Consider the following 22779-nt stretch of genomic DNA (forward strand, 5'->3'; position numbering starts at 1 on the left):
AATACAATCGGTTTAATATGTTTTTCTCACTTACTGCCAAAACCTAATTTCAATTTTGAGATTTAACTTTTATCTTTTTTGGTGGAATTGCAGAAGGCGCAATGCCTTTTTCTTCCATAATTTTTACAACACCCGATTCCATTTTCAGTTTCATCAATCTGGAGCGACCATCTATAAAAGCCGAACGCATTTCACTTACTTCATTTTTTAATCGAGCAATTTGATATACTTTTTTATCGGCGCTGTGCGAACTTGCAATCATAATTAGCGCCAAAACCGAAATAAAAATGATAAACCTCCAATTCTTAAACGAATCGTCGCTTACCAAAAAAGCCCCTCTTAATATTTTATAGATTCCTTTTTTCATTTACAGTTTTTCTGCAATGCGCAACTTGGCACTTCTTGCTCGACTATTACTATTAATTTCTTCTTTACTAGGCACAATTAAACCACCTACTTTCTTAAAAGGCACCTCGAAATTTCCATACATATCTCTAACGGGTTCACCTTCAAACAAACCATTTCTAATAAATCGTTTCACCAACCTATCTTCTAAAGAATGGTACGATATCATACTTAATCGTCCACCTGGCTTTAATACTTCTTGAGACTGAAGCAACAATTCCTTTAATGCTTCTATTTCCTGATTCACCTCTATACGGATTGCCTGATATATTTGAGCCAACACTTTATTTTCGTGGCGAGGTGGTAAAAACTTTTTCAAAACCGCCTTTAGTTGTTCGCTTGTAACTATAGGTGCTGCTGTTCTACTTTCAACTATTAAACGTGCCATTGCTGGTGCTGCTCTAAGCTCGCCATACTGCAACAACACATCTTTTATTTGCTCTTCTGAATATTCATTCACTACCTGATAAGCAGATAAGGTGTTGTTTTGATTCATTCGCATATCTAAATCTGCCTCAAAACGTGTTGAAAACCCGCGCTCTGCCACATCAAATTGATGCGATGACACGCCGAAATCTGCTAAAATACCATCAACCTGTTTAACACCATGAAATCTCAAAAAGCGTTTTATATACCTGAAATTTTCATTAATTAGCGTAAATCTAGAATCATCTAAAGCATTCTCTAAAGCATCTAAATCTTGATCGAATGAAAACAATTTACCTTTATCACCAAGTCGTTTTAAAACCTCTCTACTATGACCACCACCACCAAAAGTTACATCCACATAAACACCATCTGGGTTAATATTTAACCCATCTACCGTTTCTTTTAATAATACCGGATTATGATATTCCATGATCATCATCATCTTGTCCCATAACTTCCTCTGCTAAATCAGCAAAATCTAAAGCAGCATCGTCTATAGCTTGTTCGTACAATTCTTTATCCCATATTTCAATAATATTTATAGCCGAAGCCACAACAATATCTTTTGAAATATTAGCAAAAACCGTTAAATCTTTAGGAATCAATAAGCGCCCATTCACATCGACCTCAACAATTTTCACACCTGCGGTAAAACGACGAATGAAATCGTTGTTCTTTTTATTGAATCGGTTTAGCTTATTCATTTTCTGCATAAGCACCTGCCACTGACTCATTGGATACAACTCCAGACATTTTTGAAAAACAGAACGACGCAACACGAAGCCCTCCTCCAAAATGGGAGCCAACTGTTTTTTTAACGGCGCAGGCATCATTAATCTGCCTTTAACGTCAACCTTACAATCGTATGTTCCTGTTAATAAGTCCAATGCGTTTTCCTAAACTTTTATCGTTTGATTTTCAAATATATTGAAAAATTTACCACTTTATACCACTTTCTACCACTTTGTTAATAATTTTTCGATAAAACCTACCACTTAACCCACCAAACCTTTACAAAGAGCCCATACATTCTCGTATTCAACCCTTTAGACATAATCATTTAATAACACCTGAATTGTTAATATCTTTAAAAAGAAGAATTAATTTTGCCGATTAATTAAAATCGCTATAATTATGAATGAAATAACTATATTTGTTTTTAAAGTAACGACAACTGATTAATGACGCATCGTTTAAAAAAAGAGAAAAACTACAGCTATATTGAGGCTGGTGAAGGCACTCCAATAATTGTACTACATGGCTTAATGGGAGGATTAAGCAATTTTGATTCTGTTACCAAGTACTTTAGCGCTAAGGGCTATAAAGTGGTCATACCAGAACTCCCTATTTACACCATGTCCCTGCTTAAAACTAATGTAAAAAGCTTTGCAAAATACTTACACGATTTTATAGCTTTTAAAGGCTATGATGAAGTTATTTTATTGGGTAATTCACTTGGCGGACACATAGGTTTATATCATACAAAACTATATCCAGAAAAGGTTAAAGCCTTAGTAATTACGGGAAGCTCGGGACTTTATGAAAGCGCCATGGGCGGTGGTTACACAAAAAGAAGTGACTACGAGGTTATAAAAAAGAAAGCTCAGGATGTGTTTTACGATCCTGCCGTTGCTACTAAAGAAATTGTTGATGAAGTTTACGAAACTGTAAACGACAGAAATAAATTAATAAAAACTTTGGCTATCGCGAAAAGTGCTATAAGGCATAATATGGCTAAAGATTTACCTGTGATGAATGTTCCAACATGCATTATCTGGGGAAAAAACGATACGGTTACACCACCTGAAGTGGCCATAGAATTTAACGATCTTTTACCTGACTCTGAATTGTTCTGGATTGATAAATGCGGCCATGCTGCCATGATGGAACACCCTGAAGAATTTAATGAAATTTTAGACAAGTGGTTAGAAACAAGAAACTTATAGTCTAAAACAACTATTTAAAAAGCACGTAGTGCCCAAATAAATTTACAATCTAATGCATATTAAATCTGCCGAATTTATTATGAGTAACTCCGATGTTGCTAAATGCCCTAAAAGCATGTTACCTGAATATGCTTTTATTGGACGAAGTAATGTTGGGAAATCGTCGCTTATTAACATGTTAACCCATCGAAAAAGTTTAGCAAAAACCTCGGGAAGGCCAGGAAAAACTCAATTAATTAATCATTTTTTAATTAATAAAAACTGGCATTTAGTCGATTTACCGGGCTATGGTTATGCACGCGTTTCTAAAGATGCTAAGAAGGTTTTTCAAAAATTTATTACGCAATATTTTGCATTACGCGAACAGCTTGTAACCGCTTTTGTGCTAGTAGATATTAGACATTCACCACAGCCAATAGACTTAGAATTTATGCAGTGGTTAGGAGAAAATGGTGTGCCTTTTTCAATTATTTTCACAAAAGCCGATAAACTAAAGCCAAAAGCTATTGAAAAACACGTTGAAGATTACAAAGCCATTGTTTTAGAAACTTGGGAAGAAATGCCTAATTATTTTATTACCTCATCTAGTAACGAAACTGGAAAAGATGACGTACTAAACTACATAGACAATCTTAACAATAACATGGAATTAAGTTATTTCTAAAAACTCTAATTTTTCACATCGAGCGCATCGCGAAGCGCATTACCTATAAGCATAAAAGCCATCACCAAGCTCATGATGCAAAATCCGGGAATGAGAGCTAAATAAGGTTTTCCCAAGATAATGTAATTATAATGATCTTTAATCATAGCGCCCCAGCTTGCCATGGGAGGTTGCGCACCTATACCCAAAAAGCTCAAACCACTTTCTATTAAAATAGCCGCAGCAAAATTAGCTGCAGAAATTACTATAACCGGCGCCATAATATTGGGTAAAATATGCTTTGTTATAATTCTAAAATTATTAAAACCTAAAGCCCTTGCCGCCGTTACGTATTGCATTTCTTTAACACTAATTATTTGTCCGCGTACCACTCTAGCCACCTCTACCCACATGGTTAAGCCAACCGCTATAAACACCTGCCAAAACCCCTTTCCTAATGCCAATGTTATAGCAATTACAAGTAATAATGTTGGTATAGACCAGGTAACATTAATAATCCACATAATAACAGCATCAATCTTACCACCAAAATAGCCTGCAATGCTGCCCATAAAAATTCCTATTATTAAGGAAATAAAAACAGCAACAAACCCGATAAAAAAGGAAATTCTAGCACCAACCAAAACACGACTTAACAAATCGCGACCATATTTATCGGTACCAAATAAAAATGTTTTTTCGGCAATAAATGGTTCAGGGTTGTTATTTTGAAATACCTCTAAAGACAAACTTTTTTCTGTTCCCTCTAACCCATCAGAAGCGTACTCTTTGTAGGTTAATTGGTTTGCCGTTATTCTATATTCTGAAATTGGAATTTCTGTATCTGTATTTTGCTTGCCAAAGAACAAATTTTCAAACCCACTTTGTTTAGATTTTATATGAGAAGGTATGGTTAACATTTTAACCGAAAAACCCGGTTTTTTAGAATGTATAGCCAAATGCATTTGATTGGCATATTGCGAATTATCGGGTGCAAAAGCGTAAGCAAAAACCGAAACAACACCAACTAACACAATAAAATAGAAACTAAAAACGCCCCAAAAGTTCTTTTTAAACTTTTGGAGCGCTAATTGTTTTAATGAGTTTGATTTATGACTCATACAACTTTTTAATTTTTAACTGCAGCTGCTACTTTTTTAATAGGACTTGAGGTTTTCAAATCTTCCAATACATTAAGCGCTTCTTCAATATAAATATCTTTACTTAAACTTTCATGCCAACGTTCTCTCTTTTCTTTTAAGTCTGTCGTATCCTTTTGAAAAAGCGACTTCTCATAAGATGTTGAGTCGAAAGTTAAATTAGTTGTATAGTTTGTTAAAGCATCAAATCGTTTAGCTTCTTCTTCGTTTAAATCTAAATTCTCTTTATACTTTTTAAAACTTAAAGGCACCAAGGTTTCATCAATTTTAGATTTTACCCATTTAGCATTTTCTTCAATGAGTTTTAACTGCGGGTTATTACTCATTCTCATTTTACTTTTCTTAATAGCATTTTCAAAATCGAAAACACCACTCCAAGTTTTATATTCGGCCGGATCTATTTCATCCCATGGCAATGGATTATCTTTATCTTTTTCACCTACATCAATAAAACTGAAACGCCCAGGTAAATTAACATCACTTTTAACGCCTTCCAACTGCACAGAACCACCATTAATTCTGTAATATTTTTGGGTTGTAACTGCTAATGCACCTAAATCGCCACTGGTATTATTACGCAACATATTATTTAAATTAATAACATTTTGAACCGTACCTTTTCCATAGGTTTGCTTACCACCAATAATAATAGCTCGCTTATAATCTTGCATTGCAGCCGACATAATTTCTGAAGCTGATGCCGATATTTCGTTCACTAAAATTACCAAAGGACCATCCCAAGAAATCGATTTATCTCGATCTTTCAAAACTTCTTTTGGTTGCCCTGTTGAACGCACTTGTACCACAGGACCATCTTCAATAAACAAGCCTGCCATATCTACAACCGCCGGTAACGAACCACCGCCATTGTTACGTAAATCAAGCACTAAACCTTCTATACCTTCTTTTTTAAGACGCTCGATTTCTGCTTTTACATCTTTAGCCGCATTGATGTTTTTATAATCTTTAAAATCCACATAAAATGATGGCAAATCGATAACACCAAAGGTCATTCCGTCTTTTTTAACAACGGCAGATTTCGCATAAGTTTCTGCCAATTCTATGATATCGCGGGTTATGGTAATATCTTTAATCGTGCCGTCTACTTTCTTAACCGTTAAAGTTACTTTTGTTCCTTTAGGGCCTTTAATATATTTTATGGCATCATTAATACGCATGCCCACGATGTTTACAGGCAAATCTTCATCTTCTTGTTTTACTTTTAAAATTAAGTCTTCAACCTCCAACTCTTTACCGCGCCATGCTGGTCCGCCAGAAATTAATTCAATAACTTTAATGTAATCCATTCGTTTTTGCAAACGCGCTCCAATACCTTCTAGTTTACCAGACATTCTTTCATCGAAATCCTCCTTGCTTTTAGGTGCTAGATAATAGGTATGCGGATCGAATTCTTCAACAATAGTATTCACATATATTGCAAACCAATCTTCACGTGTTTGATCGTCGACAAAATCTTCAAAATAGATGTTTAATGATTTTAAAGTAGATTCACGGGCTTCTTTTTCAATTTCCGAATCTTTTTTCATCACGTAAGCAGGGTCTTTTGCTTTTGCTTTTCTTTCCTGTTCTAACAAATCATCGTAATTTGATAAGGTTGAAAATTTAAGCTGCTTTCTCCAACGCTCGCGCATTTCTGCTTTGTTTTTTACGTAATCGGTATGCTCGTAATTGGTTTCGAACATTTCATCTTTAGAATAGTCGAAAGGTTTAGAAAGCACGTCTTTGTAAATTTCTTTAGCTTCTTCAATTCTTTTAAGCATACGATCGTTTACCACATTGAAAAAATTAATTTGAGTAGCTTTAATTTCATCGTCTATAAGATATTTATATTGTTCGAACTCGGCATAATCCGATTTGTAAAAATAACGCTTAACAGGATCTACAATATCCAAATAATCTTTAAACAGTTCTTCAGAAAACTTATCATCAAAGTCTATAGGATCAAAATGCCCTTGCTCTAAAACAAATGTAATTACCTGAATAAGTAACTTATCTTTATCTGGATTTTCAAATTTTTTGGTAGTAAAACTGCATGAAGCAAATGCCAGTAACACCAATAACAATAGAACTTTGTAATTCCTTTTCATAATTTTTTTCATTCATTTTTAATTCTGTGACCCACAAGTAGCCCGCCATTATTTTACTAAAATAAAGAAAAAACCATGCCAATAAACGTGTTTGCTACTAATTTTTTGTTAAACTGATTAAATACTATGTTTCGATAGGAAATTATGTATTTTAGCGAGATAATTTATATTAAAAAATGAGCAAAAAACCACTTATATTGGTTACAAACGATGATGGCATTAATGCGCCGGGCATTAGAACATTAATTCACGTTATGAATACCATTGGCGAGGTTGTTGTAGTAGCTCCAAACAGTCCGCAAAGCGGCATGGGTCATGCTATAACTTTAGACTCTACTTTATATGTTGAAAAAATAATTATTGATGAAGGCCCTCAAACCGAATACAGCTGCTCTGGTACGCCTGCCGATTGTGTAAAATTAGCTATTAGAGAAAAGCTAACACGTAAACCAGATCTTTGTGTTTCTGGCATTAACCACGGTTCGAATTCATCTATAAACGTTATTTACTCGGGCACCATGAGTGCTGCGATTGAAGCGGGTATCGAAGGAATTCCTGCCATTGGATTTTCGTTATTAGATTATGCCTGGAGTGCTAATTTTGAACACACAAAAGCATTTTTAAAAACCATTGCAGAAAATGTTTTGAAAAACGGATTACCTCAAGGCATCGTGTTAAATGTAAACATTCCTAATCTTGCAAAAAATGAGATTAAAGGCATTAAAATTTGCAGGCAAGCACGTGCAAATTGGGTAGAAGAATTCGATAAAAGAAAAACACCTCAAGGTAAAGATTATTATTGGTTAACGGGAAAGTTTGTAAATTTAGACGGTGGAGAAGATACCGATGAGTGGGCTTTGGAACATGGCTATGTTTCGGTTGTACCAACTCAATTTGATTTAACAGCACACCACTACCTTAAAAACTTAAACGACTGGAATTTAAATGATTAAAAAAGACATATTTATTGGCGCTTTTGTGGGTTTATTAGCTAATACCATTGGGCTTATTTTAGTAGCTACGCTTTTAGGAAAAGGAGACGATTTTGTTACCGTTATTCAGGCGGCAGCAAAAGAAGGTTTTTTGGGCAAACTCATAAGTTTAGGAGCTGTTTTAAACCTAATAGCCTTCTTCATTTTTATAAAAAAAAGAAAAGACTACAGAGCTCGTGGTGTACTATTAATAACTATTTTTATTGCTGTTTTTACATTTGTTTTTAAACTCTTCTAAATGAAGTATTACATTATTGCAGGAGAAGCATCAGGCGATTTACATGGCTCAAACCTAATGAAAGCATTACAAAAAGAAGATGTTAATGCCGATTTTAGATTTTGGGGAGGCGATCTCATGCAAGCCGTTGGTGGCCATTTAGTAAAACATTACAAAGAGCGTGCTTTTATGGGGTTTATTGAAGTAATCATGAACCTGAATGCCATTTTTAAAGATATTAAATTCTGCAAAAACGATATTGCGAATTACCAACCAGATGTCATTATATTTATTGATAATTCCGGGTTTAATTTACGCATAGCGAAATGGGCTAAACAAGCCGGTTTTAAAACCAATTACTATATATCACCACAAGTTTGGGCATCTAGAGCTAGCCGGGTGAAAGATATTAAGCGAGACATCGATGCTATGTATGTTATACTTCCATTTGTAGAATCGTTTTACAAAAAATACGATTACAAGGTAACGTTCGTGGGGCATCCATTAATTGATGCCATTGCCAATAGGGAACAAATAAGTGAATTTCAATTTAGAAAACAACATTTATTAAGTGACATACCCATTATTGCATTACTACCCGGAAGTCGGAAACAAGAAATAAAAAATATGCTCTCGGTGATGCTTAGTCTGGTAGATGATTTCCCAAATTACGAGTTTGTTATTGCTGGAGCACCCAGTCAAGAGTATAGCTTTTACGAAACTTTTATAAAATCTAACAACGTAAAATTTATTTCGAATAAAACGTATGATTTATTAAGCATGTCTACCGCTGCATTGGTTACTTCTGGCACTGCTACATTAGAAACTGCATTGTTTAAAGTACCTCAAGTCGTTTGTTACAAAGGGAGTCCCATTTCGTATTTTATCGCAAAAAAAATAATTACCTTAAAATTTATTTCACTAGTAAATTTAGTTATGGATAAAGAAGTGGTTACAGAACTCATTCAAAATAACTTCAACAAACAACAACTAAAAAAAGAACTAACTCGCATTTTAAACGAAGACGAGCGCAAAAAAATGTTTCTAAATTATTATGAATTAGAAAAAGCTTTGGGAGGTAAAGGTGCGAGTGAAAAAACAGCTCAATTAATTTTTAAATCATTATCGAATTAATTTCTTATGAAAAAACTATTGCTATTAATTATTATTTTAATTGCTGTAACTTCTTGCAAGTCTTCAAAGAAAACTCAAAACAAGAAACAAACGCCTATGGTTGTTATCTCTGATGAGCCTTCGACGCTAAGAACTTCATCAACAAATAACACTAGAAAAAAAGTCATCAAAACAAAAGATAAAGATCCTGAAAACGAAACTATAGAAACTCCAAGAACTAAAGCCGAAGCCATAACAGATTATGCAAAACAGTTTGAAGGCGTAAAATACAAATGGGCAGGAACCACAAAAGAAGGTATGGATTGCTCTGGATTAGTTTACGAATCGTTTAGAGCTTTCGATATTATTTTACCAAGAATTTCAAGAGATATTGCCAAATTGGGTGAGGAAGTGACTTTGAAACAAGTTAGCGAAGGTGATTTGTTGTTTTTTAGAACAAGTAATCGAAGAAATTCTATAAACCACGTTGGACTTGTTGTTTCGACCGACGATAGTATTAAATTTATACATGCTACAAACAGCGCCGGAGTAATTATCTCTAATTTATCTGAAGCATACTGGGATAAAGCCTTTGTTGAGGCGCGTCGTATTTTATAAGATTTTTCGTATATTCGGCGAGTATGAAGGTACTCAATTTTACTATAATAAAACTCTTAGTTTTTTTTATTATTGGCATTATTATTTGCCATTATTCAAACATGTCTCCAACTCAAAGTATTGTTGTTAGCTGTGTATTAACATGCGCTTTGCTCATTATTCTAATTGCTTCAAAAAACAAGTTTAACCAAAGTATTTGGTTTGGATGCGTAGCCTATGTAACAGCAATAAGTATTGGGGTGTTAACAACAAACCTTCACAACCAAATACATTTTAAAAATCATTATTCTAAAATTATTTTAAATGAAAACGACCAAGTACTTGTTGCTTTCAAAATTAAAGAAATACTTAAACCTGGAAAGTATCATAATAAATATGTTGCTCAAATTATTAAAATAAACAAGCAAGAAGCTCAGGGTAAAGTGCTTCTTAACATTGTAAAAGACAGCACTAAAAACAATATAGATGTAGATAATATATACATTACTAAAACGGATTTAAAAACGATAAACACGCCATTAAACCCAAGTGAATTTAATTACAAAGATTACTTAATGATACAATACATTTACCATCAAATCTATTTATCTAAACAGGAACTCTTTGAAGCCTCTACAAAAACCACCACTATTTACGGTTGGGCTAACCAGTTAAGAAATCATATTAATAAAAAACTGCAAAAGTTCAAATTTAATCCAGATGTTACGGCGATTGTGAACGCTTTAATATTAGGACAACGACAGGATATTAGCGCAGCGGTTTACAGTGATTACAACAATGCAGGGGCTATTCATATATTAGCGGTTTCCGGACTTCATGTTGGTATAATATTGCTAATACTTAACTATCTGTTAAAACCATTGGAGTACTTAACTAATGGTAGGTTTGTAAAACCGTTTCTATTAATTTGTTTTTTATGGTGTTTTGCAATTATAACGGGTTTATCGGCATCGGTAACTCGAGCTGTAACCATGTTTAGTATTTTAACCATTGCTTTACACCTAAAAAGACCAACCAACACTTATAACACAATTGCCCTAAGCGCCTTTGTTTTATTGCTATTCAAACCCTTGTTTTTGTTCGATGTTGGGTTTCAATTAAGTTATGTCGCCGTTTTAGGCATTTTAATTATCGACCCCATACTTTACAAGTTATGGCAAACCAAATATGGAGTTTTAGATAAATTATGGCATACTTTAACCATTACCATTTCGGCGCAATTAGGAATTTTACCCATAAGTTTATTTTATTTTCATCAGTTTCCTGGCTTATTTTTTATAACTAATCTTGTAATAATACCCTTTTTAGGTTTCATTTTAGGTTTTGGAATTCTCATTATTATTCTTGCTTCACTAAACCTGCTACCCGCTTTTGTTGCACAATTGTTTGAAACGATTATTAATGTGATGAATGCTTTTATATCATGGATTTCGCAGCAAACTGTATTTATAATTAAAGACATTCCGTTTAATATCTGGTTCTTAATAGCATCATATTTATTTATAACATCTGCATTTAGAATATGTTTAAGAAGAAGCGGAACTAACATCATGCTCGTACTTGTAAGTATTGTAAGTTTTCAAATAGCTATTATTTTCACGAAACTAGAACAACCTAACTATCAATTTATTGTTTTTCATAAAAACAGACAGACGCTGCTAGCAAACATAAAAAACAACACCCTTTTTGTGGCCTCAGATCTAGATAGCATAAAGATTTCTGAAAATAAAACAATTAAAAATTTTGCTACAGACCATTTTATTAAAAACATTTCTGTAGACCCTTTAAAAAAAATTCACCTACTAAAAAAAACTAAGCTTTTATTAGTAGATAGTTTGGGAATTTATAATGTAAAATCGTTTAAACCCGATTATATTTTATTAAGACAATCACCAAAAATAAACCTCAACCGATTAATAGATTCTATTAACCCGAAAGTAATTATTGCAGATGGCAGCAATTACAAATCTTATTTAGATTATTGGGAAACTGTTTGTAAAAAAAGAAAACTCCCATTTCACCAAACTGGTAAAATGGGAGCTTATATTATTAATTATTAAATTCTAACCTTTAAATTCAGATTTAAAACTTGCATAATAGGCATTAAATTGTTCCTGAGTTTCAATAGCTTTATGTTCGTCGTTTTTAAACATTTTTAAATACAACTCTATTTGAGGCGGTGTTTGATACCCTCGTATTGGCGTAATTACTTCTCCCTTTTCATCAAAAAACACAACGGTTGGATACGCACTAATTTTAAGATATCGAGCAAAATCGTGTACCGAATTTCTTCTGTTTGCTAATTCCGGATTGTAATTGGCATTCGCGTAGGTATTATTTTTATAAGTTACAACGTCGTTTCCTTCGCCATTAAACTTAACAGCATAATAATGCTCATTCACATATTTAGCAACATCTGCATTGTGAAAGGTGTTTTTATCCAGCATTTTACAGGGTCCGCACCAATTTGTATAAACATCCATCATAATTTTCTTGGGTGTTTTCTTTTGAAGTTCTAAAGCTTCATTTAAGGTTACCCAATGAATTTCTTGAGCATGAATACTTAACGAAATTAAGAAATTCAATACCAATGTGTAAATAATTTTTTTCATAGTTATTATGTTGTAAAAACAGTTTCTAACTTACAAAAAATGCTCCAAACTAGGAGCATTTTATATATTTTTTAAACTTTTATTCGTTAACGCACACCATGCATTAATTTCTTTAAGGCAGGATTTAATGCAAAAACCACTAAACCAGCTACAATAGGAACAATGGTGAATATTAAGAAGAAAGTAGATAAACTGTAGGCTTTTGTAATGTTTTCGATTTGCCCCCCCAAAACAGCCGCTAACTTATTCCCGATGGCGATGGCTAAATACCACATACCAAACATTAAAGCAATCATTCTTGCCGGAACCAATTTACTAACATAAGAAAGTCCGACTGGAGACAAGCATAATTCACCCAAAGTATGAAACAAATACGCTAAAATTAACCAAACCATACTTACTTTAACACCTTCTTGAACACCATACGCACCAAAAGCCAACAACCCAAAACCTATAGCCATAATTATTAAACCTAAAGCGTATTTGGCTGCTGCCGAAGGGTTGTATTTACTTTCAAACCATTTTGAAAAGAATGATGCAAATACAATTATAAAGAAGGAATTAAGAATACTAAACCATGATACGGTTATCTCTGAAACATCGGCACTAAATTCGCGTTTAAGCATCCAAAATACGATGCCCCACATAAATAAGAAACAAACTGCCAAAACAATATTTGAATAGGGAATTTTTTTGAATGTCTTTTTCCATAAATCAATTAAAACATAAGTTATAATTACCAAGGGAACCACCGTTAATAAAGCATTAATTACATTAAAAACAAATGCTGAATTACCTAATAAAACCCTATCGACATTATCTCTTGCAAATAAAACTAACGATGAAGCACCTTGCTCAAAAGACAGCCAAAAGAACACTGTAAAAAATGCAAATATTATAAAGGCAAACATGCGATCTCTTACCACTTTTGTATAGCGTAAAATTCTTCCAATAACCAAAAATAAAAATAAGGCTAATGCAAACAAAACAGCAACATATTGCCCTTCAAACTGCCCCATTTGTAATGCGGAAAAAATATCAATTCCAGCAATTTTAGACATGGGGTCATTAATGGCGTATCCCAAACCTACAACAGCACAAACAATAATTAAAATCTTATCTAAAAGGGTGAATGGGTTCTCTTTTTCTACTTCTGGATCTTCAGTGATTTCGGCTATAGAATTATCACCATCCTGAATGTCTTCAACATGATGCACTTTGGTTGGTTTCAATCCGATTTTACCAAATAAATTTCCAGAAAACGAAAATTGTAATGTTCCCAAAAGCATAAAAATATCAGCTAGTCCAAAGCCGTAAGACCATCCAATTTTTTCAGCTAAATATCCACAAAGCATCATGCCAAAAAACGCACCCGCATTAACTCCCATGTAAAAAATGGTATAAGCCCCATCTTTCTTTTCTGGGTTCTTTTTATACATTTCTGAAATTATAGAGGTAATATTCGGTTTAAAAAATCCGGTACCTACAACTAATAAACCTAAACCAAAGTACAATGTAAATTCGGTCTCTAGAGCCATACATGCATGTCCTGCCGCCATGATAATAGACCCGATAATAACGGCTAAACGATAGCCCGTAAATTTATCGGCAATAACACCACCAATAATAGGTGTTATGTAAAGTAACATGGCATAGGTACCAAACAAGGCACCTGCATTTTCGGCAGACCAGCCCCAGCCAGGGTTATCTCCAATGAGCGAAAAAGTTAAAAAATTCACCAAAAGCACACGCATACCATAAAATGAGAAACGCTCCCACATTTCGGTAAAAAAAAGCACAAATAATCCCGCAGGATGCCCTAAAACTTTGTCTTTGAAAAGATTTTCAATATCAGTTGTCATATAATTTAATGTTGGTTAGTTTTCTGCTAATTCGAAACCTTCAGTTTCGTGTATTTCTGTCTCGTTATCTTCTGCGCCGTGGGTTAATCTTTTTAATGGTTTTAAAATAATTATAAATAACAAACCTATAATAACAGTAAAAATCACTAAACCAGAGAAAATGGTTAACTCACCAAATTCTGAAGCCGATTCTCCTATAATACCCGCAACTTTATTTCCCAATCCACTTGATGCAAAATAAACACCCATCATTAATGAAGCATATCTAACGGGAGCTAACTTAGTAATAAACGATAAAGCAACAGGTGAGAGACATAATTCTCCAATGGTATGAAAAAAATAAGCTAAAACTAACCAAATCATACTTGATGAACCAGAATTATTAAACTCCATTACAGCAAAAACCATGAAAAGGAAACCTAGGCCCATAATTATAATACCAATGGCCATTTTAAATAGTGAAGAAGCCTCTTTGCCCTTTAACTTTCGCTTGGCCCATAAACTAGCCACAATGGTAGCAAACAAAATAATAAACCCAGCATTTAGACTTTGAAACATCACTGTTGGAATTTCAAATAAACCAAAAAAGTTTCTGTCGGTTTTTGAGTCTGTATATAAATTCATGAGCCCTCCTGCTTGTTCAAAAGCACCCCAAAAAATAATTACCATTATAAAAGACACTAACAAAACAAGAAAACGGTCCTTAAAAATTTGACTTTCTAACTCCTTATAAATCATCATTAGCAGAGATGTAATTACCGTTAAAAACACAAATAATAAACCATAACCCCACTCCATAACATACCATCCATAAAAAGATGCAATTAGCAATACTAAAGAAATTAGCAATTGTTTTGGTGAGGTTGATAATTTTGAAAACAATTGACTGTAAGATACTTCGTTTGAGTCTTTCTCGACTACTTCAAAATTACCTACATTTATTAAATATTTCTGACCACCAATGTAATTAATTAACCCTAAAAGCATAACAACACCCGCTAGACCAAATCCGGCATGCCAACCCCACTTGGCAACAACACCTCCCACAATCATGGTTGCTAAAAAAGAGCCTAAATTAATTCCTATATAAAAAATACTAAATCCTTTATCTCTTCTAATATCGCCTTCTTTATACAAACCACCTACCATTGTAGAGATATTTGGTTTTAACAGGCCAACTCCCAAAATAACAAATCCTAAACCAGCATAAAATGCCCAGATATCTGTTAAAACTAAAATACCATGACCAATACATAAAATTATAGCGCCCCATAAAACAGCTTTTTTCTGACCAATTAATTTGTCGGCAATCATACCTCCAGGAATAGACATAACATACACCAACATAGTGTACCAACCATACAGCGCTAAAGCTTCTTTGCTAGACCAACCTAAACCCGCTCCACGAGCATCGTCACCCAAAGCAGAAGTTGTCATGTATAAAACCAAAAGTGCTCGCATACCATAATATGAAAATCGCTCCCACATTTCAGTTAAAAACAAAATATATAATCCTATTGGCTGTCCGAATAATTCTCTCTGATGTGGTTTTAAGGTCAGGTTACTCATAAATTTTATTTTGGTTGATTTGTTAGTTTGTTTTATCTCCTAATTTCTCGTTTATGAAATTAGTCATTTTTTTATAAAGATGAAGTCTTGTGTTTCCTCCATAAATTCCATGATTTTTATCCGGGTAAATAGCCCAATCGAATTGCTTATTGGCTTGTACCAAAGCCTCTACCAATCGCATAGTATTTTGCACATGCACATTATCGTCTCCCGAACCGTGAATTAAAAGAAAATCGCCATTTAGTTTATCAGCATGATTAATTGGTGAATTATCATCATAACCACTTGCATTATCCTGAGGCATACCCATAAAACGTTCGGTGTAAACAGAGTCGTAAAAACGCCAGCTGCTAACCGGTGCTACAGCAATGGCCATTTTAAATACATCGGCACCTTTAAACAAGCAATTACTACTCATAAAGCCACCAAAACTCCACCCCCATATACCTATTCTTGAAGCATCTACAAAAGGTAAATTGCCAAGCTGTTTGGCTGCTTCAATCTGGTCTTCAACTTCGTATTTACCCAATTCGTTTTGGGTTACTTTTTTAAATACCGCTCCTTTAAAACCTGTACCTCTGCCATCTACACAAACCACAATACAACCTTGTTGAGCTAAATACTGATACCAATAATCGTTAGCACTGTTCCATTGATTGGCTACTTCTTGCGAACCCGGACCAGAATATTGACACATAAAAAGAGGATATTGTTTTGATGCATCAAAATCGATTGGTTTTATCATCCACATATTTAAATCGTTGCCGTTAACCTGGATTGTACTGAATTCTTTTTTGGAAAATTTATATTCTGAAAGTTTTAAAACAAGAGCTTCGTTATTAACAATATTCTTAATAACTGCACCAGAAACCGCATTGTTTAAGGTGTATTGCGGTGGTGTTGAAGCATTAGAAAACGTATTTATAAAATATGAAAAATCGGCACTAAAAGCAGCATCATTTGTGCCTTCGGCACTTGATAATCGTTTTTTATTACGTCCGTTTAATTTAATTGCATACACATCTCTGTTAATAGAGCCATTTTCAACCGACTGGTAAAATATTCTATCGGTTTTTTCATCGTAGCCATAATAATTTGTTACTTCCCAATTTCCAAAAGTTACCTGGTTTATAAGTTTCCCCGTATCGGAGTAATGATAAATATGATTGTAACCATCTTTTTCGCTGGTCCAGATAAAACTATTATCCTTTAAAAAAGTTAAATTATCGGTTACATTTACATAGGCTTTATCGGTTTCAGTAAGCACTAAATTTGCTTTATTCGTTTTAGCATTTACAAACCATAAATCCAATACATTTTGCTTTCTATTTAGATATTGAGCACTTAAAACATTGGAATTATTAGTCCATTTAATTCTAGGAATATAAAAATCATTATATAATTTTTCAACGGCAACTTTAGTTGTTTTATTTGTATCTAGATTATATATGTGAAGTGATACTTTCGAGTTTGGCTCACCCGCTTTCGGGTATTTAAAAACCTCCTGTGTTTGGTAAAGATCCTGCCCATAAATATCCATTGAAAATTCTGGAACAAGCGTTTCATCAAAACGAATAAAAGCTATTTTATCACTATTTGAATTCCATTCAAAAGCGCGAACAAAGGCAAATTCTTCTTCGTAAACCCAGTCGGTTAAACCGTTAATTATTTTATTTTTTTCGCCATCGAAAGTAATTTGTGTGGTTTTACCAGAATTTAAATCTTTAACATACAAATTGTTTTTATAAGCATACCCTACTTTAGCTCCATCTGGTGAGAATGTAGGTTGTTGAATTTTTTCTTCAAAAACAGGGGTAATTGATTTTGTTTTTAAATCGTAAACAAAATAATTTCCCAACACCGAACGGCGATAAACCGATGTTTCATTTGTTGCCAAAATCACTTTTGTTTCGTCGTTGCTAAAGGTATAATCTGTAAAATACCTAAGCGCTTCAATGTCTTTAGAATCGACTAAGGTTTTCTCCTTTTTTAAGGTTTTATAATCGTAAACATCTATAGATGTGGATCGTGTGTCTCTATTAAAATTTAATACAGCATATTGCTTACCGTTTGCCATGGAATGTAAAACATCCATACTTTCGGTTCTAAAACTTCCATTCCAAATGTCTTCTAGAGTAATTTGTTTTGTTTGTGCTGATAAAAATGCTACGAAAAATACGCAGAGATAAAAAGAGAATTTTAGGTGTTTCATTAAAAAAAATATTTTTTTCGTAAAGAGTGCCCAAGTTTACTAAAAATTAAACAAAAAACCTTTTAAATTAACACTTTAATAACGTCTATAAAAAATTAGCTTTTTTTATTATTGACACTTAGAATAGTATCTTTGCTTTGTAAACAACTATTTTATGAGTAAATCTATTGCTGGCTTTTCCAAACTATCAAAATCTAAAAAGATTGATTGGATTGTTGAAACTTATTTTTCAAATACCGAAGATGCCAAATCTGTTTTAAAACAATACTGGAATTCTAACGAAAAATTACAACAGTTACACGACGAGTTTATTGAAAACACCATAACCAACTACTACTTGCCGCTTGGTGTAGCGCCCAACTTTTTAATAAACAACAAGATTTACACCATACCAATGGCTATCGAGGAAAGCTCTGTGGTCGCCGCAGCCAGCAAGGCCGCCAAATTCTGGATGGATCGTGGCGGATTTAAAACCACCGTTATTTCTACCACTAAAATTGGTCAGGTACATTTTATGTATCATGGTAACCCAGAAACCTTAAAAAACTATTTTAATTATATAAAACCGCAATTAATTAGCGATGCTAAACCCATAACTAAAAATATGGAAAAGCGTGGCGGTGGTATTTTAGATATTGAATTGCGCGATAAAACCAATGCTATTGAAGGGTATTACCAACTACATGCATCGTTTGAAACCCTCGATGCTATGGGCGCCAATTTTATAAACTCTTGTTTAGAGCAGTTTGCAAAAACATTTAAAAATGAAGCTTTAACTTTTGATGCTTTTACAGATGAAGACAAGAACATTCAAATAATAATGAGTATTCTTTCTAACTATGTTCCAGAATGTTTAGTTAGAGCTGAAGTAAGTTGTAAGGTTGAAGACCTAAGTGATGATGCTTCTATTCCTTCAGAAGAATTTGCTAATAAATTTGTTCAGGCTGTTAAAATTGCAGAAATAGAACCTTATCGGGCCGTTACGCATAACAAGGGAATTATGAATGGTATTGATGCTGTAGTTTTAGCAACAGGAAACGATTTTAGAGCTATTGAAGCCTGTGTACACGCCTATGCATCAAAAAACGGTAGTTATAGCAGCTTGTCGCATGCAAAAATTGAAAACGGCATATTTACGTTTTGGATGGAAATTCCGTTGGCTTTAGGTACTGTTGGTGGTTTAACTGGTTTACACCCCTTAGTAAAATTATCTTTAGAGCTTTTACACCACCCAAGCGCAAAAGAACTTATGGAAATTGTTGCTGTTGCCGGACTTGCTCAAAATTTTGCAGCTTTACGCTCGCTAACAACAACTGGCATACAACAAGGACACATGAAAATGCACCTGATGAATATTTTAAATCAGTTTGAAGCAACTACCACCGAAAAAGAAACGCTTATCGAGTATTTTAAAAACCATATTGTTTCGCATAGCGCTGTGGTTGATGCTATTAAGAACTTAAGAAGTAAAAATTAAACGTGAAAACATTTTATAGTAACGGAAAACTTTTAATTACCGGAGAATACGTAGTGCTCGATGGCGCTCTTTCGTTAGCACTACCAACTACATACGGACAGTCGTTAATAGTAGAACCGATTGATACGCCCAAAATTAAGTGGACAAGTATTGATGATAAAGGTGCCATTTGGTTTGAAGATACTTTTTTAATTGAAAATATATTTACAACAACCATATCTCGAAACGAGATAGCAGACAGAATTATACAAATTTTAAAAGCTGTTAAAACTTTAAATCCTGATTTTTTTAATCAAGAAAAAGGATTTAAAATCACGACCAAATTAACATTTCCGCGAGATTGGGGTTTAGGAACCTCGTCTACGTTAATAAACAACATAGCACAATGGACGCAAGTAAACGCGTTCGAGTTATTAGAAAAAACCTTTGGTGGTAGTGGTTACGATATTGCTTGTGCTCAAAATAACCAACCCATTAGTTATTTGTTACTCGATAAAAAACCCGTGGTAGATGTTGTAAATTTTAACCCAACATTTAAAGCGCATTTATATTTTGTTTATCTAAACAAAAAACAAAACAGTCGCGATGGCATTGCGCAGTACCGACAAAATATACCGCATGAACTTATTATAAACGAAATTTGTAAAATTTCAATTAAAATAATGCACTCGAAGTCACTTTCGGAATTTGAAAATTTAATAACCTTACATGAAACTTTTATTTCTGATATTATAAAACAGAAACCAATTAAGGAACAATTATTCAGTGATTTTGAAGGTCATATTAAAAGTTTGGGTGCCTGGGGTGGCGATTTTATTTTAGTTACTTCCAAAGATAATCCGGCTTCGTATTTTAAAGACAAGGGCTTTGATGTGATTATTCCCTATTCTGACATGATTTTGAAAAACTAAAAAAGCGGCTTCTATAATAAGAAGCCGCATTTTTAGTTTTGTTAAGGATTGCAGTGGAAAGCCTACAACGAGGATACGAGCACGGACTTGCAACGTAAAACCAGATAAAAAAATATGACTATGATATCAACTACTATAACTGCGTAAGTTTGCTAATATTCCTTTTATTAAAACACCAGTTTTAAGTATAAAACTTTTAGATAAAAATAAAAGAACCAACCTTTAAAAAAAAAATCGTCTAAAAAATAATTTTCTAGACGATTTCTTTATGTATGATTTGAAATATTTTTTTTTACTGAACTTGAATTTTAACACGGTTATCTTCAATTTCAGCCGCTTCTTTTAAAGCATTGAATAACTTTGAAGAAACTACATTTATTTTCTGTTGTTCTACTCTATTCGCAGCTGCTTGGTAGTTTTCTAATTTTACAGCTGGTGTAGCTTTAGTAACTTGTATCATATAAACTCCATTAGAACCTTCAATTAATTTTGAAGTTTGTCCTTCTTTTAAACCAAAAGCAGCACCTACAACTAAAGGCTCTCTTCCTGCACCTGCTAAAGTTGGCGTTTTCATATTAAGAGCAAAAGCCGTTTTTACAGTAGTATTTTCAGCTTTAGCTAAAGCGTCTAATGTTTTTGCAGAGACACGCTTTTTAATCATCTCGGCTTTCTTTTGGCTACGAATAATTGGCGATACACTTGCAGAAGCATCTTCAACAGACATTAATCCTGCTTCGTGTTTTGCTACCAATTGTGCAATAACATAACCATTTGGAATATTAAAACGTTTAACATCTCCTACTTTAGTATCTTCTTCAAAAGTCCATCGAACAATAGGTCTTTGGTTACCAACACCTGGAATGTTTTCATCTAAAACTTTAATGCCATTAACTGGACGTGCTGTAAAAGAACTTTCTTTTGCTAACTCATCAAAATCTTTCTTTTCTAGAGCAAGTTCAAAATTTGAAGCATCTCTAAATATTTTATCAATTGTAGCTTCAGATGGCTCAATTTTTCTTGCAATAGTTGCAATTTGGATTGCTTTTTTCTTTTCTTTTAAACCTTCAATTTCAATAATATGGAAACCAAAAACTGTTTTTACAACACCTAAATCCCCAACTTTACCTTCAAATTCAAAATCATTAAATTCTGGCACCATAGAATTGTATGGGTGCCAATCGTAACGACCTTCGTTATTAACGCTTCCTTGATCTGAAGAGAATTCTTTAACTAACTCTGGGAATTTAGAACGATCTGATTTTATTACAGCCAATAAACTGTCGGCAGTAGCTTTTGCTTGGTCTTCTGTTTGAACAACTTCTGGAGAAGCACTTCTTGAACCTAAAAACGGAATTAAAATGTGTCTTACCTTAGCTGAATCTGGAATTTGTTTTACAGCAACTACTTTCGATATTTTAAAAGCTCCGTTATCTTTATAAGGACCGTAAACATCGCCTTCATTTAAAGTAAAAAGGCTATCTGCAACTGCGACTGGCAAACTCGATTTAAATAAGAAACGATTATCAAATTTAATATCTGAATGCGTGTTTACGAAATCTTCGTTATCGGTAGTATTTTTAAACCCTAAAACCGTTTCGTTGGCTTTTGTAGTTTGATTGTATTCTTCTTTGTCTTTTAAAAGATTGTTTAAATCTGCTTTTATAGCATTTTCATCTTCTATTGAAGCAACCTCGTTAAATTGAACATATTTAATATCTCTTGAAGCTTCAACTTTATATTTCTTTTCGTTTTTGCTTATGTAGCTAGAAATATCAGATTTTGAAACTTTTACTAAACTATCTGGGATAGATGTATAAGGGATTTGTACATATTTTACATCTACTTTATTTCCTTCAAGTTTGTGTTCTAACTCACCTTCAGCTAACGTACCTGTTAATCCAGCTTTTACTAAATTAAAGTAGCTTTGTTGTAAGCCATTTGCAGCTAAAGATTTTTCGTAGTTTACCCATCCTTGGTAACCTTCTGGAGTAGTTTCTTTTAAATTAGCGATATACTCATTTAATTTGTTTTCATCAAACAAGCCAGCTTCGTTTAAAAATTCTGGACTGTTAGACAGAGCTGTTTTTAACAAGTCTCTCATTTGATCTTTTTCGACAGTAATTCCTAATTTATCAAATTGAGTTTCCATAATTGCTTGTCGCACTTCTTGCTCCCAAACACGATTCATTACCTGAGTATTCGTTGCATTTGGTCCTGCCTGACGTTGAGCAGCCTCTACTTTTTGTAAAAAGTCTGCTCTGGTAATATCTTTACCATTAATAGTTGCAACAATTTGTTGATCTTGTTCGGTAAAAGCACTACCTTTTTTAAATAAATCTGCTAAAACAAAAGCAAATAATGCCAATGCAATAATTATAATTAAAAATAATGAGCGTTGTCTAATCTTATTTAATACTGCCATTTTGTTGATAAATTTTTAAAAACCCTAATCGGGACTTGCTTGTTAAGTTATTTACCTGTTGAATTTTGGTAAATTAATGTGCG

General features: G+C 33.5%; 19 protein-coding genes. 9 read left to right on the top strand and 10 right to left on the bottom strand.

Features of this window, described 5'->3' with window-relative positions; translation table 11 throughout:
- Positions 1–49 precede the first annotated feature (49 nt).
- The 3 genes from AW14_RS00130 to mraZ are packed head-to-tail and all read right to left on the bottom strand — an operon-like array spanning position 50 to position 1721.
- Positions 50–367 carry an FtsL-like putative cell division protein gene (locus AW14_RS00130; protein WP_044636967.1) on the bottom strand — a complete coding sequence of 106 codons (318 nt, stop codon included), beginning with the start codon at positions 365–367 and terminating at the stop codon, positions 50–52.
- Positions 368–1264, bottom strand: a complete 897-nt coding sequence (rsmH, locus tag AW14_RS00135; protein WP_044636968.1) for a 16S rRNA (cytosine(1402)-N(4))-methyltransferase RsmH — start codon at positions 1262–1264, stop codon at positions 368–370.
- A complete protein-coding gene (gene mraZ, locus AW14_RS00140; RefSeq protein WP_044636969.1) occupies positions 1251–1721 on the bottom strand; it encodes a division/cell wall cluster transcriptional repressor MraZ in 471 nt (156 codons plus the stop codon). The genes rsmH and mraZ overlap by 14 nt, the downstream gene beginning before the upstream one ends.
- Before the next feature lie 294 nt (positions 1722–2015).
- On the opposite strand from mraZ, the gene AW14_RS00145 reads away from it, so the two are divergent.
- Together AW14_RS00145 and yihA are read left to right on the top strand one after the other, a co-directional pair.
- Entirely contained in the window at positions 2016–2780 is a 765-nt protein-coding gene (locus tag AW14_RS00145) for an alpha/beta fold hydrolase (protein ID WP_044636970.1), read from the top strand.
- 52 nt (positions 2781–2832) lie between these two features.
- Entirely contained in the window at positions 2833–3444 is a 612-nt protein-coding gene (yihA, locus tag AW14_RS00150; RefSeq protein ID WP_044636971.1) for a ribosome biogenesis GTP-binding protein YihA/YsxC, read from the top strand.
- Between the two features lie 5 nt (positions 3445–3449).
- On the opposite strand, the gene AW14_RS00155 is transcribed toward yihA, so the two are convergent.
- Entirely contained in the window at positions 3450–4544 is a 1095-nt protein-coding gene (locus AW14_RS00155) for an ABC transporter permease (protein ID WP_044636972.1), read from the bottom strand.
- 8 nt (positions 4545–4552) lie between these two features.
- A complete protein-coding gene (locus AW14_RS00160; RefSeq protein WP_044639425.1) occupies positions 4553–6691 on the bottom strand; it encodes a carboxy terminal-processing peptidase in 2139 nt (712 codons plus the stop codon).
- Positions 6692–6867: 176 nt separating this feature from the next.
- Here AW14_RS00160 and surE point away from each other — a divergent pair, with 176 nt between their 5' ends.
- The 5 genes from surE to AW14_RS00185 all read left to right on the top strand — a co-directional run bounded on the left by surE (position 6868) and on the right by AW14_RS00185 (position 11691).
- Positions 6868–7644 (top strand): 5'/3'-nucleotidase SurE, encoded by a 777-nt coding sequence (gene surE, locus AW14_RS00165; RefSeq protein WP_044636973.1) that lies wholly within the window; start codon positions 6868–6870, stop codon positions 7642–7644.
- The gene (locus tag AW14_RS00170; RefSeq protein WP_044636974.1) at positions 7637–7921 is read left to right on the top strand and encodes a hypothetical protein; all 285 of its coding nucleotides are present in this window, start codon (positions 7637–7639) and stop codon (positions 7919–7921) included. The genes surE and AW14_RS00170 overlap by 8 nt, the downstream gene beginning before the upstream one ends.
- On the top strand, positions 7922–9034 hold the full coding sequence (gene lpxB, locus AW14_RS00175) for a lipid-A-disaccharide synthase (protein WP_044636975.1): 1113 nt from the start codon (positions 7922–7924) through the stop codon (positions 9032–9034).
- A gap of 6 nt (positions 9035–9040) precedes the next feature.
- Positions 9041–9631, top strand: a complete 591-nt coding sequence (locus AW14_RS00180; RefSeq protein WP_044636976.1) for a C40 family peptidase — start codon at positions 9041–9043, stop codon at positions 9629–9631.
- Between the two features lie 101 nt (positions 9632–9732).
- Positions 9733–11691 carry a ComEC/Rec2 family competence protein gene (locus AW14_RS00185; RefSeq protein WP_245617603.1) on the top strand — a complete coding sequence of 653 codons (1959 nt, stop codon included), beginning with the start codon at positions 9733–9735 and terminating at the stop codon, positions 11689–11691.
- A 3-nt stretch (positions 11692–11694) separates the two neighbouring features.
- On the opposite strand, the gene AW14_RS00190 is transcribed toward AW14_RS00185, so the two are convergent.
- The 4 genes from AW14_RS00190 to AW14_RS00205 all read right to left on the bottom strand — a co-directional run bounded on the left by AW14_RS00190 (position 11695) and on the right by AW14_RS00205 (position 17886).
- Positions 11695–12243: a thioredoxin family protein gene (locus tag AW14_RS00190; RefSeq protein ID WP_044636977.1), complete on the bottom strand. Its 549-nt coding sequence runs from the start codon at positions 12241–12243 to the stop codon at positions 11695–11697.
- Between the two features lie 86 nt (positions 12244–12329).
- Entirely contained in the window at positions 12330–14105 is a 1776-nt protein-coding gene (locus AW14_RS00195) for a peptide MFS transporter (RefSeq protein WP_044636978.1), read from the bottom strand.
- Positions 14106–14120: 15 nt separating this feature from the next.
- Complete coding sequence (locus AW14_RS00200) at positions 14121–15674, bottom strand: peptide MFS transporter (protein WP_044636979.1); 1554 nt, start codon at positions 15672–15674, stop codon at positions 14121–14123.
- A 22-nt stretch (positions 15675–15696) separates the two neighbouring features.
- A complete protein-coding gene (locus tag AW14_RS00205; protein ID WP_044636980.1) occupies positions 15697–17886 on the bottom strand; it encodes a S9 family peptidase in 2190 nt (729 codons plus the stop codon).
- A 154-nt stretch (positions 17887–18040) separates the two neighbouring features.
- On the opposite strand from AW14_RS00205, the gene AW14_RS00210 reads away from it, so the two are divergent.
- Positions 18041–19363 carry a hydroxymethylglutaryl-CoA reductase, degradative gene (locus AW14_RS00210; RefSeq protein ID WP_044636981.1) on the top strand — a complete coding sequence of 441 codons (1323 nt, stop codon included), beginning with the start codon at positions 18041–18043 and terminating at the stop codon, positions 19361–19363.
- Positions 19364–19365: 2 nt separating this feature from the next.
- Positions 19366–20274: a GYDIA family GHMP kinase gene (locus tag AW14_RS00215; RefSeq protein ID WP_044636982.1), complete on the top strand. Its 909-nt coding sequence runs from the start codon at positions 19366–19368 to the stop codon at positions 20272–20274.
- A gap of 292 nt (positions 20275–20566) precedes the next feature.
- Here the strand turns inward: AW14_RS00215 and AW14_RS00220 are convergent, their stop codons facing one another.
- Positions 20567–22696 carry a peptidylprolyl isomerase gene (locus AW14_RS00220; protein ID WP_044636983.1) on the bottom strand — a complete coding sequence of 710 codons (2130 nt, stop codon included), beginning with the start codon at positions 22694–22696 and terminating at the stop codon, positions 20567–20569.
- Positions 22697–22779 lie beyond the last annotated feature (83 nt).

The sequence above is a fragment of the Siansivirga zeaxanthinifaciens CC-SAMT-1 genome (assembly GCF_000941055.1).
In the GTDB taxonomy this organism is placed as follows: domain Bacteria; phylum Bacteroidota; class Bacteroidia; order Flavobacteriales; family Flavobacteriaceae; genus Siansivirga; species Siansivirga zeaxanthinifaciens.

Coding starts and splice junctions, on each gene's coding strand:
- AW14_RS00130 (WP_044636967.1), bottom strand. CDS start 367: ATGAAAAAAGGAATCTATAAAATATTAAGAGGGGCTTTTTTGGTAAGC.
- rsmH (WP_044636968.1), bottom strand. CDS start 1,264: ATGGAATATCATAATCCGGTATTATTAAAAGAAACGGTAGATGGGTTA.
- AW14_RS00145 (WP_044636970.1), top strand. CDS start 2,016: ATGACGCATCGTTTAAAAAAAGAGAAAAACTACAGCTATATTGAGGCT.
- yihA (WP_044636971.1), top strand. CDS start 2,833: ATGCATATTAAATCTGCCGAATTTATTATGAGTAACTCCGATGTTGCT.
- AW14_RS00155 (WP_044636972.1), bottom strand. CDS start 4,544: ATGAGTCATAAATCAAACTCATTAAAACAATTAGCGCTCCAAAAGTTT.
- AW14_RS00160 (WP_044639425.1), bottom strand. CDS start 6,691: ATGAAAAGGAATTACAAAGTTCTATTGTTATTGGTGTTACTGGCATTT.
- surE (WP_044636973.1), top strand. CDS start 6,868: ATGAGCAAAAAACCACTTATATTGGTTACAAACGATGATGGCATTAAT.
- AW14_RS00170 (WP_044636974.1), top strand. CDS start 7,637: ATGATTAAAAAAGACATATTTATTGGCGCTTTTGTGGGTTTATTAGCT.
- lpxB (WP_044636975.1), top strand. CDS start 7,922: ATGAAGTATTACATTATTGCAGGAGAAGCATCAGGCGATTTACATGGC.
- AW14_RS00180 (WP_044636976.1), top strand. CDS start 9,041: ATGAAAAAACTATTGCTATTAATTATTATTTTAATTGCTGTAACTTCT.
- AW14_RS00185 (WP_245617603.1), top strand. CDS start 9,733: ATGTCTCCAACTCAAAGTATTGTTGTTAGCTGTGTATTAACATGCGCT.
- AW14_RS00190 (WP_044636977.1), bottom strand. CDS start 12,243: ATGAAAAAAATTATTTACACATTGGTATTGAATTTCTTAATTTCGTTA.
- AW14_RS00195 (WP_044636978.1), bottom strand. CDS start 14,105: ATGACAACTGATATTGAAAATCTTTTCAAAGACAAAGTTTTAGGGCAT.
- AW14_RS00200 (WP_044636979.1), bottom strand. CDS start 15,674: ATGAGTAACCTGACCTTAAAACCACATCAGAGAGAATTATTCGGACAG.
- AW14_RS00205 (WP_044636980.1), bottom strand. CDS start 17,886: ATGAAACACCTAAAATTCTCTTTTTATCTCTGCGTATTTTTCGTAGCA.
- AW14_RS00210 (WP_044636981.1), top strand. CDS start 18,041: ATGAGTAAATCTATTGCTGGCTTTTCCAAACTATCAAAATCTAAAAAG.
- AW14_RS00220 (WP_044636983.1), bottom strand. CDS start 22,696: ATGGCAGTATTAAATAAGATTAGACAACGCTCATTATTTTTAATTATA.